Annotated in this window: 12 protein-coding genes and 1 pseudogene; 11 read left to right on the top strand and 2 right to left on the bottom strand. The window is 74.3% G+C overall.

Annotation, left to right across the window (positions count from 1 at the left end; translation table 11 throughout):
- Positions 1 to 73: 73 nt before the first annotated feature.
- Genes E1298_RS47925 through E1298_RS08165 form a run of 3 tightly spaced genes read left to right on the top strand, consistent with a single transcriptional unit; the run spans position 74 to position 2,146 of the window.
- A complete protein-coding gene (locus tag E1298_RS47925) occupies positions 74 to 241 on the top strand; it encodes a hypothetical protein (protein ID WP_165975364.1) in 168 nt (55 codons plus the stop codon).
- On the top strand, positions 238 to 1,131 hold the full coding sequence (locus E1298_RS08160; RefSeq protein ID WP_131890601.1) for an alpha/beta hydrolase: 894 nt from the start codon (positions 238 to 240) through the stop codon (positions 1,129 to 1,131). Before E1298_RS47925 ends, E1298_RS08160 begins: the two co-directional genes overlap by 4 nt.
- Before the next feature lie 7 nt (positions 1,132 to 1,138).
- Positions 1,139 to 2,146, top strand: coding sequence for a sigma-70 family RNA polymerase sigma factor (locus E1298_RS08165; RefSeq protein WP_131890603.1), 1,008 nt, complete (start codon positions 1,139 to 1,141; stop codon positions 2,144 to 2,146).
- A gap of 25 nt (positions 2,147 to 2,171) precedes the next feature.
- Here E1298_RS08165 and E1298_RS08170 read toward each other — a convergent pair whose 3' ends face one another.
- Positions 2,172 to 3,386, bottom strand: coding sequence for a L,D-transpeptidase (locus E1298_RS08170; RefSeq protein ID WP_165975365.1), 1,215 nt, complete (start codon positions 3,384 to 3,386; stop codon positions 2,172 to 2,174).
- Between the two features lie 544 nt (positions 3,387 to 3,930).
- Here E1298_RS08170 and E1298_RS08175 point away from each other — a divergent pair.
- The 8 genes from E1298_RS08175 (at position 3,931) to E1298_RS08210 (ending at position 13,809) form a co-directional block, all read left to right on the top strand.
- A complete protein-coding gene (locus E1298_RS08175; protein ID WP_131890606.1) occupies positions 3,931 to 5,373 on the top strand; it encodes a sugar transferase in 1,443 nt (480 codons plus the stop codon).
- Positions 5,370 to 6,707: an O-antigen ligase family protein gene (locus tag E1298_RS08180; protein WP_131890608.1), complete on the top strand. Its 1,338-nt coding sequence runs from the start codon at positions 5,370 to 5,372 to the stop codon at positions 6,705 to 6,707. The genes E1298_RS08175 and E1298_RS08180 overlap by 4 nt, the downstream gene beginning before the upstream one ends.
- Complete coding sequence (locus E1298_RS08185; protein ID WP_131890611.1) at positions 6,704 to 8,398, top strand: lipid II flippase MurJ; 1,695 nt, start codon at positions 6,704 to 6,706, stop codon at positions 8,396 to 8,398. Before E1298_RS08180 ends, E1298_RS08185 begins: the two co-directional genes overlap by 4 nt.
- Positions 8,395 to 9,192 (top strand): polysaccharide deacetylase family protein, encoded by a 798-nt coding sequence (locus E1298_RS08190; RefSeq protein WP_243725447.1) that lies wholly within the window; start codon positions 8,395 to 8,397, stop codon positions 9,190 to 9,192. The genes E1298_RS08185 and E1298_RS08190 overlap by 4 nt, the downstream gene beginning before the upstream one ends.
- Positions 9,189 to 10,340, top strand: a complete 1,152-nt coding sequence (locus E1298_RS08195; RefSeq protein ID WP_131890614.1) for a glycosyltransferase — start codon at positions 9,189 to 9,191, stop codon at positions 10,338 to 10,340. The genes E1298_RS08190 and E1298_RS08195 overlap by 4 nt, the downstream gene beginning before the upstream one ends.
- Before the next feature lie 136 nt (positions 10,341 to 10,476).
- Positions 10,477 to 11,184, top strand: a complete 708-nt coding sequence (locus tag E1298_RS08200; protein WP_165975366.1) for a Wzz/FepE/Etk N-terminal domain-containing protein — start codon at positions 10,477 to 10,479, stop codon at positions 11,182 to 11,184.
- The gene (locus tag E1298_RS08205; protein ID WP_131890619.1) at positions 11,181 to 12,374 is read left to right on the top strand and encodes a GNAT family N-acetyltransferase; all 1,194 of its coding nucleotides are present in this window, start codon (positions 11,181 to 11,183) and stop codon (positions 12,372 to 12,374) included. The genes E1298_RS08200 and E1298_RS08205 overlap by 4 nt, the downstream gene beginning before the upstream one ends.
- Positions 12,367 to 13,809, top strand: coding sequence for a glycosyltransferase (locus tag E1298_RS08210; protein ID WP_131890622.1), 1,443 nt, complete (start codon positions 12,367 to 12,369; stop codon positions 13,807 to 13,809). Before E1298_RS08205 ends, E1298_RS08210 begins: the two co-directional genes overlap by 8 nt.
- A 236-nt stretch (positions 13,810 to 14,045) precedes the next feature.
- Here the strand turns inward: E1298_RS08210 and E1298_RS51520 are convergent.
- Positions 14,046 to 14,816, bottom strand: a pseudogene (locus tag E1298_RS51520) (glycosyl hydrolase); the annotation flags it as partial.
- Between the last annotated feature and the right edge of the window lie 66 nt (positions 14,817 to 14,882).

Consider the following 14,882-nt stretch of genomic DNA (forward strand, 5'->3'; position numbering starts at 1 on the left):
AGCGATTCCTTTTTGGCGGGCGGTGGTCTGTATGGGTGAGGGCGCACGTCCCGAGAACGGAAAGGGGATCACCATGACCGCCGAACGCCAGGTGCTCGCGGTGTTGGACGAGGTGTACGCCGAGGGGTCGAAGGCCGTCCACGAGGTACAGGCCGTTCGGTTCGTCGGCACCGACGCGGCCCTCGTGTTCAGCAAGGGGGCCGTGGTGCCCTCGCGCGGCCTGAACGAGGAGAGACGATGACCAGCGAACAATCCGAAGCGGTCAAGCGGCACTGGGCGGCGGCACGGCTGGCGATGACCCGGCCGGACGCCGAGCAGCCGGACGATGAGTCCTGGGGCGATCTGACCGCCGAGCCGCGCGGTGTGGACTATGTCGAGGTCGAGGCGGGCGGCCTGCCCGCGATGTGGTTGGCGCCGAAACGCAGCGTCCAGGACCGGGTGCTGCTGTGCCTGCACGGCGGCGGGTTCGTCAGGGGCTCGATCTACACGCACCGCAAGCTGTTCGGCCACCTGGCCAAGGCAGCCGGGGTGCGGGCGCTGATCATCGACTACCGCCTGGTCCCCTCGCACACCCATCCGGCGCAGGTGGACGACGCGACCGACGCCTACCGGTGGCTGCTCGACCAGGGGATCGACCCCGCCCAGATCGCTTTCACCGGCGATTCCTCCGGTGGCGGACTGTCGATCACCGCCCAGCTCCGAGCGCGGGAGCGGGGACTGCCGCTGCCCGCCGCCGCGATGCCGTTCTCGCCGTGGACGGACATGGAGGCCGCCGGGGAATCCTACGAGACCAACCAGGAAAGGGACCCCTTCTTCGACCGGGAGACCGTCCGGATGCTCGCCGCCTCGTTCCTGGGCGAGGACGGCGATCCCCGTGACCCGCTGGCGAGCCCGCTGCACGCCGATCTGGCCGGCCTCGGACCCATCTACATCCAGGTGGGAGGGGACGAGGCGCTGCTGGACGACGCCCGCATGCTCGATGAGCACGCGCGCAAGGCCGGCGTTGACGTCCGCCTGGACGTGTTCCCCGGTATGCAGCACACCTTCCAGATGGCGGCGGGCAGGGCGCCCGAGGCCAACGACGCGATCCGCAGGATGGCCGAATGGGTACGTCCTCAACTCGGCCTCTGACCGGCCCATGACCACGGGGGAGGGGACGGTGCCCGACGAGCACGAGTTCGCCCGCAGCACCGAGCCGTTCCGGCGCGAGCTGTTGGCGCACTGCTACCGGATGCTCGGATCGCTGGACGAAGCCGAAGACCTTGTCCAGGAGACCTACCTGCGGGCCTGGCGCTCCTACGGCACCTTCGAGGGACGGTCGTCGCTGCGGGTCTGGCTGTACCGCATCGCCACCAACGCCTGCCTGACAGCACTGCGCAACCGCGGCAGGCGGGCGTTGCCGTCCGGCCTGGGAGCTCCCGCCGACGACCCCGATGCTCCGCCCGAACATGGGGCCGACCCGGACGTGGCGTGGCTGCAGCCGATCCCGGACTCACTGGTGGCCCCGCAGGCGGACGATCCCGCCGTGATCGTCGCCGCGCGCGAGCGCCTACGGCTGGCGCTCATCGCCGGGCTGCAGTACCTGCCGCCGAGGCAGCGGGCCGTGCTCCTTCTGCGTGAAGTGCTGGGCTTCCCGGCCGCCGAGGTCGCGGCCATGCTCGGCACCACGACCCCAGCGATCAAGAGCGCACTGCAACGGGCCCGCGCCCGTCTCGACGAGGCCGCCCCGGAACGCGAGCGGCTCAGCGAGCCAACCGATCCGTACGCTCGCGCGCTGCTGGAGCAGTACATCGCGGGCTTCGAGAACGCCGACACCAAGGCCCTGGAGCGGGCCCTGCGCACCGACGCCGCGATAGAGATGGTCGGCACCCGCACCTGGTTCTCCGGCATTGCGACCTGCCTGCGCTATCTCGCCCAGGTGAGCGGATCACCCGGGGACTGGCGAATGACCCCCGCCATCGCCAACGGCCAGCCCGCCGCTGCCGCCTACCTCCACGACGCCGACGGAACCCACCGCGCGTTCGGCCTCGGCGTCCTCACCACGACCCCCGGAGGCATCGCTCGCATCACCGTCTTTGGTGGCGGCCCTCGCCTGCTCGCCAGATTCGGCCTCCCACCCGTTTGGGAACCGCCTCTGGCCGGATGATCAATGTAGTCGTTCGGCTGGTGGGTTAGGCGGGTTGGGTGGTGGTGGTGACGGGCTTGCCTAGGGCGCTGCCCTTCATCCACTTGGCGAAGGGCAGTTGCCAGTAGCCGAAGCCGTTGGTCCAGTCGAGGTTGCGCTTGGTGCCGGTGATGGTAACGAGGTCGCCGCGGTAGGCCCAGTTGTAGAACCATTGGGCGTCGCCGGCGGGCGAGCGTACGCAGCCGTGGCTGCAGTTGCGGTTTCCGAGGCAGGTCGGGTCGTCCATGTTCTGGTGGATGTACTCGCCGCTGTTGGAGATGCGGGTCGCCCACGGGACCTGCTCGTCGTACCAGCCGGGGTCGCCCTTCTTCTTGCCGGGCGGGCGCATGCGCTCCAGGCGGCTGCGGTCCATGGTCAGGTGGACGCCGCTGGTGGTGAGCAGGTGGTCGACGCCGTCGCCCTGGACGTCGCCGCCCGCGCCGAGGCTGACGCCCCACTTGCGGACGATCCTGCCGTTCTTCCTGATGACGAGCCGGTGGGTCTTGGCGTTGATGTTGACGGTGTGGGAGTCGCCGATGCGGAACCTGCGGGTGACGTCCTTGTCGCCGTACACGCTGTCGCCGATCTTGAGCCCGGCGTAGTGGACGGTGACGGTCACCTTCTGGTGGGGCGCCCACGGGCGCTTCGGACGGAAGACCACCGAGGGCAGGCCGTTGAAGGACTCGCCCGCGCTCAGCCAGCGCCAGGCGCCCTCGGTGGGGGTGGTCGAGGAGATCTCGATGGCGCGCTCCACGGCGGGGCGGGCCTTCTCGGGGACGGGCTTGTTGAACTGGACGAGGATCGGCATCCCGGTGCCGACCGTCTCGTTCGGGTTGGGGATCACGTTGCTGACGGTGGTCAGCGCGGTGGCCTTGGCGGCGCGGAAGGCGCTGGTGGCGGTGGTGGCCTTGCCCTTGGGGGACGTCGCCGTGGCCGACACCTGGTACTTGCCGCCCGGCGTCAGCGTCCACGCGGAACGCCAGCTCGTCTTGTCGGCGGAGAGCGTGCCGGGGACCTCGGTGCCCTTGAGCTTGACCGAGACCTGGCCGAGCGTGCCGCCCGCGGCGGTGACCGTCACCCCCGCGTCGGGACGGGCGCGGCCGTCGCCGTCCGCCGGGGTGATCGAGACCTTGGGCGTGCCGTCCTCGCCGCCCTTGGCCGTCGTCCCGCCACTTCCGTCGCCGCCACCGCATGCCGTCGCCAGCCCAAGGACCAGCGCCATCACCAAGGCCCTACCTCGCACCGTTCTCCCTCATCAGCCCACCGGCACCGCGCAGCGCGGGCCCGCAACAAGATCGCTTACGGAACGGCCCTTATTCCCGGCCCGCCGCAGGAGGGCGGCCGGTCGTCGCGTCCGATCACATGTGACGCCCATGGTGCCCCGAAGGTTCGGGCCGGGTGGGCGGTTCTTCGGATCTTTCGCGGCCGTGTCGCGGGGCCGGGTCCGGGGGGCGCCGACGCAGCCGCCAGGAAAGGCCCGAGAGTGGGTCATTCGCGCAATTGCGACAATGGGCTAACAAAGGGGAATGCCGGGCCGGATATCGCTCTCGGACGCGGGGCGCACGGGTGGTTGCGGCGGCCCTTCCAGGTGCCGGTGACCTCGGGTTACATCTCGTGTCGATCTTCTATTCAAGGATGGGCCGCCCTTCGTTAAAAGCGGCGATCCATGGCGAGAGGTCCTGAGAGGCTGGATCGTGCCGCTCGTGCGGTCGCTCGTATTCGGCGGTGAGGGGAAGAGAGTTCTTGCCTTTGAAGGGACGCGCGAGATGAGAGCCCAGGGGCTGAGCGCCTCCATCGACTCCGAGGCGCCCCGATCGGACATCTCCCCCTCGGCCGCCGCCCTCGTCCCGCACCACCTCCCGTACCGCGTCGGGACGGCGCGGCCCCGGCTCCTCACGGGCCTGTATCCGGCCTGCCTCGCCGTGGCCGACGGCTGGGCGATGGCGATCGCGGTGTCGGCCGTCTTCCCGGGGCCCCCGCCCGGGCTGCCCGCCGCGGCGGCGGTCGCCGTCGCCGGGCTCAACGCGGCGGGCGGGCTGTACCGGGTGCGCCGGAGCCCGTCGCTGCTCGCCGACCTGCGGCCCCTCCTCGTCCGGACGCTCGTCGTCGGCGCGCTGGTCGCCGCGCCGGGCGGGGCCGGCGGCTGGCACGCGATGGCGTGGATCACGGTCGTCGCCTGCGTCCTTTCGCTGGGCGCGCGCGCGTTCGCGAACGCGGCGACGAGGGCCTACCGGTGCCGGCGCTCCCGGTCGCGCGCGACCCTGGTGGTCGGCACCGGGACGACCGCCGAGCACGTGGTCGACCTGCTGCGGCGGCGCGGCGAGTTCGGGCTCGCGCCGGTCGGGCAGGTGTCGGCCGGAGTGCCGGGGGGCGCGCCGCCGCTGCCCGTCCTCGGGGACGCGTCGGACCTCCCGGCGCTGGTCGAGGGGTACGGCGCCGACACGGTGATGGTGGTCGCCGAGGACGTCGACCCGGGCCGCCTGGACGCCGTCCTGCGCCTGTCGTTCGGGCTCGCGTGCGAGACGCTCCTCGTCCAGCCGCCGTCGGACGTGGTGCCGGTGGCGGCGGCGCGGCGGGAGTACCTCGCCGGGCTGCCGTGCGCGCGGGTCGACTGGCCGCTCCGCGAGCCCGGGCCCCGGCTCGCCAAGCGCCTGCTCGACCTCGTCCTGGGCTCGATGCTGCTGGTCGCGGCGGCGCCGGTGCTCGCGGCCTGCGCGCTGGCCGTCCGGCTCGAAGGGGGGCCGGGCGTGCTGTTCCGGCAGCGGCGGATCGGCCTCGGCGGCGACGAGTTCGTGCTGCTGAAGTTCCGGACGCTCAAGCCGGCGGACGAGCAGGAGGCCGACACCCGCTGGACGGTCGACGGCGACCACCGGATGGGCCCGGTCGGACGGTTCCTGCGCAAGTCGTCCCTGGACGAGCTCCCGCAGCTGTGGAACGTCGTCCGGGGCGACATGAGTCTCGTCGGGCCGCGTCCCGAGCGCCCGCACTTCGTGGAGCAGTTCTCCCGCACGTGTCCCGGCTACATGCTGCGGCACCGCGTCCAGGCGGGCATGACCGGATGGGCGCAGGTCCACGGGTTCCGGGGCGACACGTCCATCGAACTGCGCGCGCGCCTGGACAACCACTACATCGACCACTGGTCGTTCGCCGCCGACCTCCGCATCCTGCTGCTGACCGTGCGGGCCATCCTGTGCAAGGACGCCGGGTGAGCGCGCTCGCCGCCCGCCCCGATTGGACGGTGCGCGGCGCCCATCGTGCCGCCGGGAGCTGGCTGAGGCGGCCGGTCTGGCTGGTGGCGGCGACGGTCGCCTGCGTCGGCGTCCCGCCCGGACGGACCGTGTTCGGCTCCGGCGTGCAGATCACCGCCGGGGACTACGCCAGCGTCCTGTTGGTGCTGGCCGCCGTGCTCCTGGTGGCCAGGCGCGAGGCCGAGGTGCCGCGCGCGGCGCTCATCGCCTTCGGGCCGCTGGTGGCGGTGCTCGCCGTGACCACCATGTGCTCCACCGACACCGTCGCCAGCCTGCCCGGCTACCTGCGGGACGTCCAGATCTTCGTGCTGGTGCCGCTGGCCGTCGTCGTGCTCGTCCGGGACCGGAGGGACCTCGCGATCGCCTGCTCCGCCGTGCTCGGACTCGGGCTGCTGGAGGCCGGGTACGGGATCTGGCAGGCGGCGTCCGGGAAGGGCGCGTCCATCGGGGGCCAGGCGATCCGGGCGGTCGGCACGTTCGGCGCCGTGGACGTGATGGCCATGTCCATCGTCGCGGGCTTCGCGATCCTCGTCCTCACCGCTTTCGCGCTGGCCGCTCCCGCGCATGGGCCCGTGGCGGTCGTCGCGGCGATGGCCGGGCTCGGCGTGCTGGCGGTCGCGCTCGCGCTGGCGCTGAGCCGCGGCACCTGGATCGCGCTCGGCGCCGCCGTCGTCCTCATGCTGGTGGTCTACGACCGGTGGGTCGCGGTCCGGGCGCTGGCGTGCTGCGCCGCGCTGCTGCTCGTGGCCCTGGCGGGCCTCGGCGGCGGGTCCCAGGCCGTCGTCGCCCGGTCGCGGTCGATCGCCGGGTCCGTCAACGCGCCCGACCAGTCCGTCAGCGACCGGTACAACCTGTGGGCCGCCGCCGGACGGATCTGGGAGGACCACCCCCTCACCGGCGTGGGCGTGAAGAACTTCCCTGCGTACCGCGACACCTACGCCACGATCGAGCTGTCGTCCGGCAGCGAGACCGAGGACCCGGTCAACGGCTACGTCCGGCAGCCGCTGCTGTCGCCGCACAACCAGTACCTGCTCGTCCTGTCCGAGCAGGGCACGGTGGGCTTCGCCGGGTTCGCCGTCCTGGTCGCCGCGATCCTGCGGGGGCTGTGGACGCGCCGCGACACCCGCGACCCGTTCTGGCTGATCGGCGCGGCGTTCATGGCGTTCCTGCTGATCAACTTCCTGTACGCCGACCTGGGCGGGCCTACGTGCGTCCTCACGGCCGTCCTGCTCGGCGTCGCGGCCGCCCGCGCCCTCGGCCCGGGTACGGGGCCGTCCGTGCCGGAGCGGCGATGACGGCGGCGGACACCGCACCCCGGAGCCCGGACGGGGCGCCCCGCGGCCCGGACACCGGGGCCCGGGGCCCGGACACCGGGGCCCGGGGCCCGGACACCGGGGCCCGGGGCTCGGACACCGGGGCCCGCGGTCCCTCGGTCGGCCGCGCCGCCGCGCTGTCGGGGGTGCTGATCGCGGGCGGCACCGCGCTCGGGTTCCTGCGCGACCTCGCGATGGCGCACCTGTTCGGCGCCAGCGGCAGCACCGACGCGTTCCTGGTCGCCTGGACGATCCCCGAGACGGTCTCGCCGCTGCTCATCGAGGACGCCATGGCCCTGCTCATGGTCCCCGCGATCACGCGCCTGCTCGCCCGGGGGGACGGGCCGCGCGCGTTCGTCGGCACGACCCTTCCGCGCCTGGTGGGGATCCTCGCGCTGGTCGCGCTGTGCCTCGCCGTCGCCGCGCCCGCGCTGGTCGGCGTGTTCGCGCCCGGCCTCACCGAGCCGGGGCCCGCCGTCCACTGCGTCCGGCTGACGGCGATCACGGTGGTGACGTTCGGGATCGCGGGGTTCATGAGCGCGACGCTGCGCGCTCACCACAGGTTCGGGCCCCCGGCGGCCATCTACCTCGCCTACAACGTGGGGATCCTCGCGCTGATCGGGGGGCTGTCCGGGCTGCTCGGCATCACCAGCGCCGCGATCGGCGTCGCCTTCGGGAGCGTGCTGATGGTCGCGGTGCAGGCCCCCGCGTTCGCCCGGTGCCTGCGCGAGGCGCCCGCCCCCCGCGAGAGCGCCGCGAGCGTGCGGCTCGGGATCGCCGCCGTCGCGCCCATCGTCGTCTACACGGTGACGCGCCAGGCGCAGGTGTTCGTCGAGCGGTTCCTCGGCTCCGGGCTCGCCGCGGGCTCCATCTCCCAGCTCAACTACGCGCAGAAGGTCGCGCAGGTCCCGATGGTGCTGTCGCTGCTCATCGTGACGGTGACGTTCCCGCGCCTGGCGCGGGCCTCGGCGGACGGCGACACCCGCCAGATCGCCCGCCGCATCCAGCAGGACCTCGCCGTCGTCAGCGGGATGGTGCTGTGCGCGACCGCCTACCTCGTCGCGTTCGCGCCCGCCATCATCGAGGTCCTGTTCGAGCACGGCGCGTTCACGTCCGCCGACACCCACAGCACCGCCGTCATCATGCGCGTCTACGCGTTGGGGCTGTGGGGGCAGTCGACGGTCGGGCTCGCGGCCCGCGCGTTCTTCGCCCACGGCCGTCCGACGTGGCGGCCCGCCGCCGTGCTCGCCACGGGCCTTGCAGTCACCGCCGCCGTGGGCGCCGCGTTCGCGGCCGTCGCGGGGACGGTCGCGCTGGCCGCCGCGAACGCCGCCGGGATCACCGTCGCCGCCGTCCTGCTGCTGATCGGGCTGCGGCTGCGGGTGGCGCCGGTCTCGCTGCGCCGCGTCGGCGCCGACGTGGCCCGGCTCGCGCTCATCGCGGCGGGCGCCTGCGCGGCGGGCCTGCTGACCGCCACCGCGTTCGGCTCCGGCGTCCCCGCGATCGTGCCGCCGGTCGCGGGCGGCGCGGTGACCGCCGGGACGTTCGCCGCCCTGATCGCCCTGGCGCGGCGCGACGCCATCGTCCCGGGGACCGCCCGCTCCATCGACCTTTCCAGGGCCGCTCGGCGCGCTCGCCCGCCGCGGCCGTACCGACTCGGGGGAGACCAGTGACCCAGCCGACCGAAGAACCGACCCGCCTGTCCGGTCCGATCCGCCTGCCCGGTCCGATCCGCGTGCCCGGTCCGGCTCGTCCCGCGGAGGCGATCCGCCCGGCGCCGTGGGTGCTGATGTACCACTCGATCGACCACTACCGTGAGGATCCGCACCTGGTGACGGTCACGCCGCAGCGGTTCGAGGGCCAGCTGGCGTGGCTGCGGGCCCGCGGGCTGCGCGGCGTGAGCATGGCCGAGCTGCTGGACGCGCAGGACGCCGGGCGGGCGCGCGGCCTGGTCGGGCTCACCTTCGACGACGGCTACGCCGACTTCGCCACCAGGGCCGTCCCGGCGCTGGTGAGGTTCGGGTTCGGCGCGACGGTGTTCGTGGTGTCCGGGCGGATCGGCTCCTACAACGCGTGGGACGACGGGCCGCGCAAGCCCCTGATGACCGTCGAGCAGCTCCGGACCGTGGCGGGCGCGGGCATGGAGGTCGCCTCGCACGGCCGCCACCACGTGTCCCTCCCCGGGACCGGCGGCACCGAGCTCCGCGAGGAGCTGGAGGAGAGCCGCACGAGCCTGGAAGACCTCCTCGACCAGCCAGTCCGCGGCTTCGCCTACCCATACGGGCACGCGACGGGCCGCGAGATCGAGGCGGTCCGCTCGGCCGGGTACGACTACGCGTGCGACATCCGCCCGGACGAGCCGGGACGCCACGCGCTGCCCCGCACCTACATCGGGGAGCGGGACCGGTGGCTGCGGCTGCGCGCCAAGCTCGTCCGGCACGAGCTGCGCCGGCGGAGCCGCGTGTGACGCGGGTCCTGCACGTCATCACCGGGCTGGACCACGGCGGCGCCGAACGGCAGCTCGCGCTGCTGCTGCGCCACCTGCCCGTGACGTGCGAGGTCGCGGCGCTCACCGGCGGCGGGGCGCTGGCCGAGGCGATCCGGGGCGACGGCGTCGCCGTCCATGAGATCGGCATGCGCGGCAACCGGGACCTCACCGCCGTGCCGCGGCTCGCCCGGCTGATCCGCCGGGGCGGGTACGACGTCGTCCACACGCACCTGTACCGCGCCTGCGTCTACGGCCGCGTCGCCGCCCGGCTGGCCGGGACGCCCCGCGTGATCGCCACCGAGCACTCGCTTGGCGAGGGGCAGATCGAGGGCCGACCGGCGACGCGAGGCGTGCGGGCGCTCTACCTGGCGACCGAGCGGCTCGGGTCGGTGACCGTCGCGGTCTCGCCGACCGTTGCCGCGCGGCTGCGCGGCTGGGGCGTGGCACCGGGCCGCATCGTCGTGATACCGAACGGGATCGACGCCGCCGCCTTCGCGTTCGACCCCGCGCGGCGCGCCCGGACGCGGCTGCGGTTCGGCATCGCCCCGGACGAGTGGATCGTCGGCGCGGTCGGGCGGCTCGTCCCGACCAAGCGGTTCGACCTGCTCATCGAGGCGGTCGCGCGGCTGGACGGGCCGCGCCTGCTCCTGGCCGGCGCCGGACCCGAGCGCGGCCCGCTCGAACGGCTCGCCGCGCGTCTCGGCGCGTCCGGCCGCGTGATCTTCGCCGGGGGGACGGAGGACGTCGCGGGCGCGCTGGCGGCCATGGACGTCCTCGCCGCGCCGTCCACGCAGGAGACGTTCGGCCTCGGTGTCCTGGAGGCGCTGGCCGCCGGGCTGCCCGTCCGCTACACCGCCTGTCCGGCGCTGGACGACCTGCCGCCCGGCGAGGCCCCGAACGCCCTGCGCCTGCCCACCCGCGTGGACGCCTGGAGCACCGAACTGGGCCGCCTCGCCGCAAGCGCGCGCGGAGCGGCGCGCGGGCCGGGGCGGCGGGAGCGGGTGCCGCCGGTCGTCGGCCGCTACGCCATCGCCGAGCAGGCCGCGCGGCTCGCCCGGCTCTACCTGGACGGACCGGACGGCGGCGCCGAGCGGTCGCCGTCCGCCCACGAGTACATCCCGAATTGAGAAAGGGCCCATGATGCCGCAGCGTGATGCCACCCCCGCGCCGATCGCCCGACGGGTCGGCCCGCCCGGCCTGCCCAGTCCGTCCGGTCCGTCTGGGCCGTCCGATCCGTCTGCGCCGTCTGGGTCGTCCGGTCGGTTGGGGTCGTTCATCGGACAGCGCGCGCGCCGCCTCGCGTCCGCTCTCACCCGGCTCACCGGACGGTTCGTCAGGCGGTTCGGCCTGCCCATCGCGTTCGTCCTCACCGGCCTGCTCGGCGGGCTCGGATACTCCCTGTTCACCCCCACCACCTACACCGCGACCGCGTTCGTCCTCGTCGTGGACGAGGGCGAGAACGGGCAGACCGGCCCCGCCGCGGTGAGCTTCGCCCAGGCGTTCGGACGGCTCGCGCCGCTCCCGGAGACCCTCGGCTACTCGTCGATCCCGCTGCCCGAGATAGCGCCCGGCACGACCCGCGAGCACATCCAGGCGTCCACCTCGCCGGACACGCCGCTGATCCGGCTGACGGGCAGCGGCGGGAGCCCGGGCGACGCCGCCGCGTTCGCCAACACCGCGGCCGACGCGCTCGTCCGGTACGGCACGTCCCATCGCGCCGACACCGGGGTCCGCGTCGCGCTGATGAGCCTGGCCGCGACACCGGCGTCGCCGTCCTCGCCCAACCTTCCGCTGAACCTGGCGGTCGGCACCGCGTCGGGCATCCTGCTCGCCGGCCTCAGCGCCGCGGTCATGAGCGGCCGCCGGGGGCGCGGCGCCCACAACACCCCCCGGCCCCGGACGCCGGAGCCCGCACCGACGCCTGCCGCGCCTGCCGCGCCTGCCGCGCCCGCCGCGGAGGCCGGTCCGTGATCCTCTCCGATGGGGTCGGGACGGCTCCCGCGCCTGCCGCGTCCACGGGTGAGTGGACGGTGGAGGCGCACCGTGACGGGGACGCGCTCCACCGGCTGGCCGACGAACTGCGCGACCTGTACGACAGGAGCCCCGCCGCGACGCCCTTCCAGACGTACGAATGGCTGAGCGCCTGGTGGGACTCCTACGGGACCCCAGGACGGCTCCGGCTGGTCCTCGTCCGGTGCCAGGGGCGGCTGGTCGCGGCGGCACCGCTGATGGCGGGCGTTCGCTGGGGATTCCCCGTCCTGATACCGCTGGCGACCGGGCAGAGCGACTTCATCGACTTCCTGCTCGATCCGGTGTACCTGGACGGCGCCGTCCAGCGCCTCGGCCGCGCCCTCCTGGACGAGCCGGGCTGGTGCGCGCTCGACCTCGACGAGGTGCGGCCCGGCTCGGCAGCGCACCTGGTCGCCCAGAGCTGGCCGGGACGGACGTGGCGGATGCCCGCGTCCGTCTGCCTGGAGCTGCCCGCCGCCGACATCGGCGAGGTCCTCGGACGCGTGCCGGGACGGACCGCCGGGAAGATGCGGGCGAAGCTCCGCAGGATCGACGCATGCGGCGTCACGGCCGAACAGGTCCCGCCCGAGCGCGCGGCGGAGGCCGTCCACGCTCTGCTCGACCTGCACCTCCAGCAGTGGCGGGACCGTCCGGTCAACCCCGAGCACACGCGCGAGCGGTTCCGGCGGCACCTGGCCGGCGCGGCGAGCGCGATGGCGCGGGACGGCCGGGCCGCGGTGATCGAGTACCGCCGGCACGGGCGGCTCGTGGCCGGCGACCTGGTCCTGATCGGCCACCGGTTCGTCGGCGCCTACCTGTACGGCTCCGTCCCCGGACTGCGCGCGGACGTGGACGTCTCGCTGATGATGCTGCGCCAGGACCTCGCCGTCGCGCGGGAACGCGGCCGGGCGGCCGTCAGCCTGCTGCGGGGCACCGAGCCCTACAAGCTGAAGTGGCGCCCGGACGCCGTCCAGAACCAGCGGATCGTCCTCGGACGGTCCGCGCCCGCCGCGCTGTTCGCGGGGCTCGCCCTCACCCGGGCGCGCCTGGCCGCGCGGCGGCACCGCCGCGCCGCCGCCAGGGCGTTCGATTCCGCCGCCCGGCCCGACCATCCGCCAGCACCGGACGCCGGGCAGAGAGGCCATGGCTGACGGCCCCGAGCGGATCCGGGTCCTGCACGTCAGCCAGCCCAACGACGGCGGGGTGGCGGTGTACGTCGGCCAGGCGGCCGGCGACCAGCGCAGGCGCGGCTGGGACGTGGCGGTCGCCTGCCCGCCGGGCGGCGACCTGCCCGCCCGCTGCGCCGCCGCGGGCGTGCCCTGGTTCAACTGGAACGCCCGCCGCGCCCCCGGCCCGCGGACGCCGCTGGAGGCCCTCGCCCTGCGCACCCTGATCCGGGGGTTCGAGCCCGACGTCGTCCACCTGCACTCCTCGAAGGCCGGGCTCGCGGGACGGCTGCTGCGCCGCACCCCCACGATCTTCCAGCCGCACGGCTGGTCGTGGCTCGCCGCGACGGGACGGCAGGCGTCGTTCAGCCGGGCGTGGGAGCGGTACGCGGCGCGCCGCACCGACGCCCTGGTCTGCGTCGGGGCGGGCGAGCTGCGGGAGGGCATGCGCGCGGGCGTGCCGGGCCGGTACCGGCTCGTCCGCAACGGCGTCGACCGCGGCCGCTTCCGGGCCGCCGACGGCGACGCGCGGCTGGCGGCGCGGCTGCGGCTCGGCCTGCCCGCCGGGGTCCCGCTGGCGGTGTGCGTCGGCCGCCTGACCCGCCAGAAGGGCCAGGACGTGCTCGTCGCGGCCTGGCCGGCCGTCACCGAGCGGTGCCCGGCCGCCCGGCTCGCCATCGTCGGCGACGGCGAGGACCTCGACCGGCTGCGGGCGCGGTCCTCGCCCGGCGTGCTGTTCGTCCCGGCCGTTCAGGACCCTCGCGACTGGCTGTCGGCGTCGAACGTCATCGTCCTGCCGTCGCGGTGGGAGGGGCTCCCCCTGACGGCCCTGGAGGCCCTCGCGACGGGCCGGTCCCTGGTCGGGACGGACATCCCCGGGATCGCGGAGGTCGTCCAGCCGGGCGTCGGCGCCCTCGTGCCCGTGGACGATCCCGGCGCGCTCGCGGACGAGGTGGCGTGCCGCCTCCTCGTCCCCGGCATCGCCGAGGAGGAGGGGCGCGCGGCGGCCGGTGCGGCCGAGGCGTTCGACATCGCGGGCACCGTGGCCCTGCTCGCGGCCGTGACCCGCGAGGTCGTCGGGCTGCGCGGCGAGGCCGAGGAGGAACTGCCCGACCCCCTCGCCGTGGCCGGTGCGCTCCTCGGCACCGGGAAGGGAGCCGGTGCCGGGCTCGGCGCGGGGGCAGGCGCGGGAGCGGGTGCAGGCGTGGGCGCGGGCGCCGGGCTCGGTGTGGTGGACGGCGTGCCGCTGCCCGCCGGGGAGGCGGGTGTCGCGCCGGGCGTCGCGCCAGGTGGGGGACCGGTCGGTCCGGGCGGAGGGCCGGAGGTCGTCCCGGGCGAGGGGCCGGAGGTCGTTCCCGGCGGGGGACCGGAGGTCGTCCCGGGCGGCGGGGCGGTCACCCCGCCGAACAGCTCCCGGTAGGCGTCGGAGGAGCGCGGATTGTGGTCGCATCCCCACACGCCGTGCGGGCAGTAGTCCGTGATCGACTGGTAGGCGACCTCGTGGGACGCCATCCAGTCATGCATTCCCCGGATATATTCGGGGTTGTCGGAGTTGCGGAACAGCCCCCATTCAGGGAACGAGATGGGCTTTCCCCGGGCCGTGGCGAAATCCGCCTGCGCCCTGAGCCCGTACGGCTCGTTGACGTAATCGTTGAACGACGCGCCCGAGGGTTGGTCGTAGCTGTCGGAGCCGATGATGTCCACGACGTCGTCGCCCGGATAGCACTCCGTCCAGGGAATCGCGTCGGCCCCGCGCGTCGGCGCGAAATCGAAACGGAAACGCGCGCCTGGCACCGCGCGCATGGCGCCCACGATGCGCCGCCAGTACGCCTTCCATGCCTCGGGGTTCGGGGCGCAGCGGCCGCCGTAGATGTCGCCGTTCATCTCCCAGCCGGGGACGATGACCGAGTCGGCCGCGCCGAGCGAGACGAGATGGCCGGCGAGGATCCGGTAATGCGAGTCGAACGCGCCCGCGGCGCCGCCCCGCAGCAGCGAGGACAGGACGGGACGCGGCAGCCCCGCCTCATTGGGGACCACCATCGGCACGTTGAGCACCAGCATCCGCCGCGGGTCGGCGCTCCGCCAGCGCGCCCACGGGCCGAGGATGCCCTCCGCGCCCTCGACGTCGCGCCAGTCTTCGCCCGGCAGGTAGGTGCGCCCGACGGTCACCGTGGAGCCCAGCCATTCCTGGAAATGACCCACTCTTTCCACGCCTTCCGCACCGGAACCCAGAAAGGCGCCCAACGGAACATAACCCATCGTCTTGTGCGACGACTGGGGCTGGAGCCAGGTCGCCATGGTGGACGCGGCGAGCGCGAGCACGAGCGCGGAGGCGGCCAGAACGGGAGGGAGCGGGCAGAAGGGAACGAGCCTTCCACGGCCCCGCCGGAATGGCCGCACGGCTGGATGGATATCCGCAGCTCGCATGCGTATCGTATGCCCTCTGGCGCCCGCCGCGAACAAATCGGCCAAGCGGCCGAGCGCAAACTTTAC

This window comes from Actinomadura rubrisoli, assembly GCF_004349215.1.
Classification (GTDB): domain Bacteria; phylum Actinomycetota; class Actinomycetes; order Streptosporangiales; family Streptosporangiaceae; genus Spirillospora; species Spirillospora rubrisoli.

Bases quoted from the DNA above. Each gene is read 5' to 3' on its own strand.
- E1298_RS47925 (WP_165975364.1), top strand. From the start codon at position 74: ATGACCGCCGAACGCCAGGTGCTCGCGGTGTTGGACGAGGTGTACGCC.
- E1298_RS08160 (WP_131890601.1), top strand. From the start codon at position 238: ATGACCAGCGAACAATCCGAAGCGGTCAAGCGGCACTGGGCGGCGGCA.
- E1298_RS08165 (WP_131890603.1), top strand. From the start codon at position 1,139: ATGACCACGGGGGAGGGGACGGTGCCCGACGAGCACGAGTTCGCCCGC.
- E1298_RS08170 (WP_165975365.1), bottom strand. From the start codon at position 3,386: ATGGCGCTGGTCCTTGGGCTGGCGACGGCATGCGGTGGCGGCGACGGA.
- E1298_RS08175 (WP_131890606.1), top strand. From the start codon at position 3,931: ATGAGAGCCCAGGGGCTGAGCGCCTCCATCGACTCCGAGGCGCCCCGA.
- E1298_RS08185 (WP_131890611.1), top strand. From the start codon at position 6,704: ATGACGGCGGCGGACACCGCACCCCGGAGCCCGGACGGGGCGCCCCGC.
- E1298_RS08210 (WP_131890622.1), top strand. From the start codon at position 12,367: ATGGCTGACGGCCCCGAGCGGATCCGGGTCCTGCACGTCAGCCAGCCC.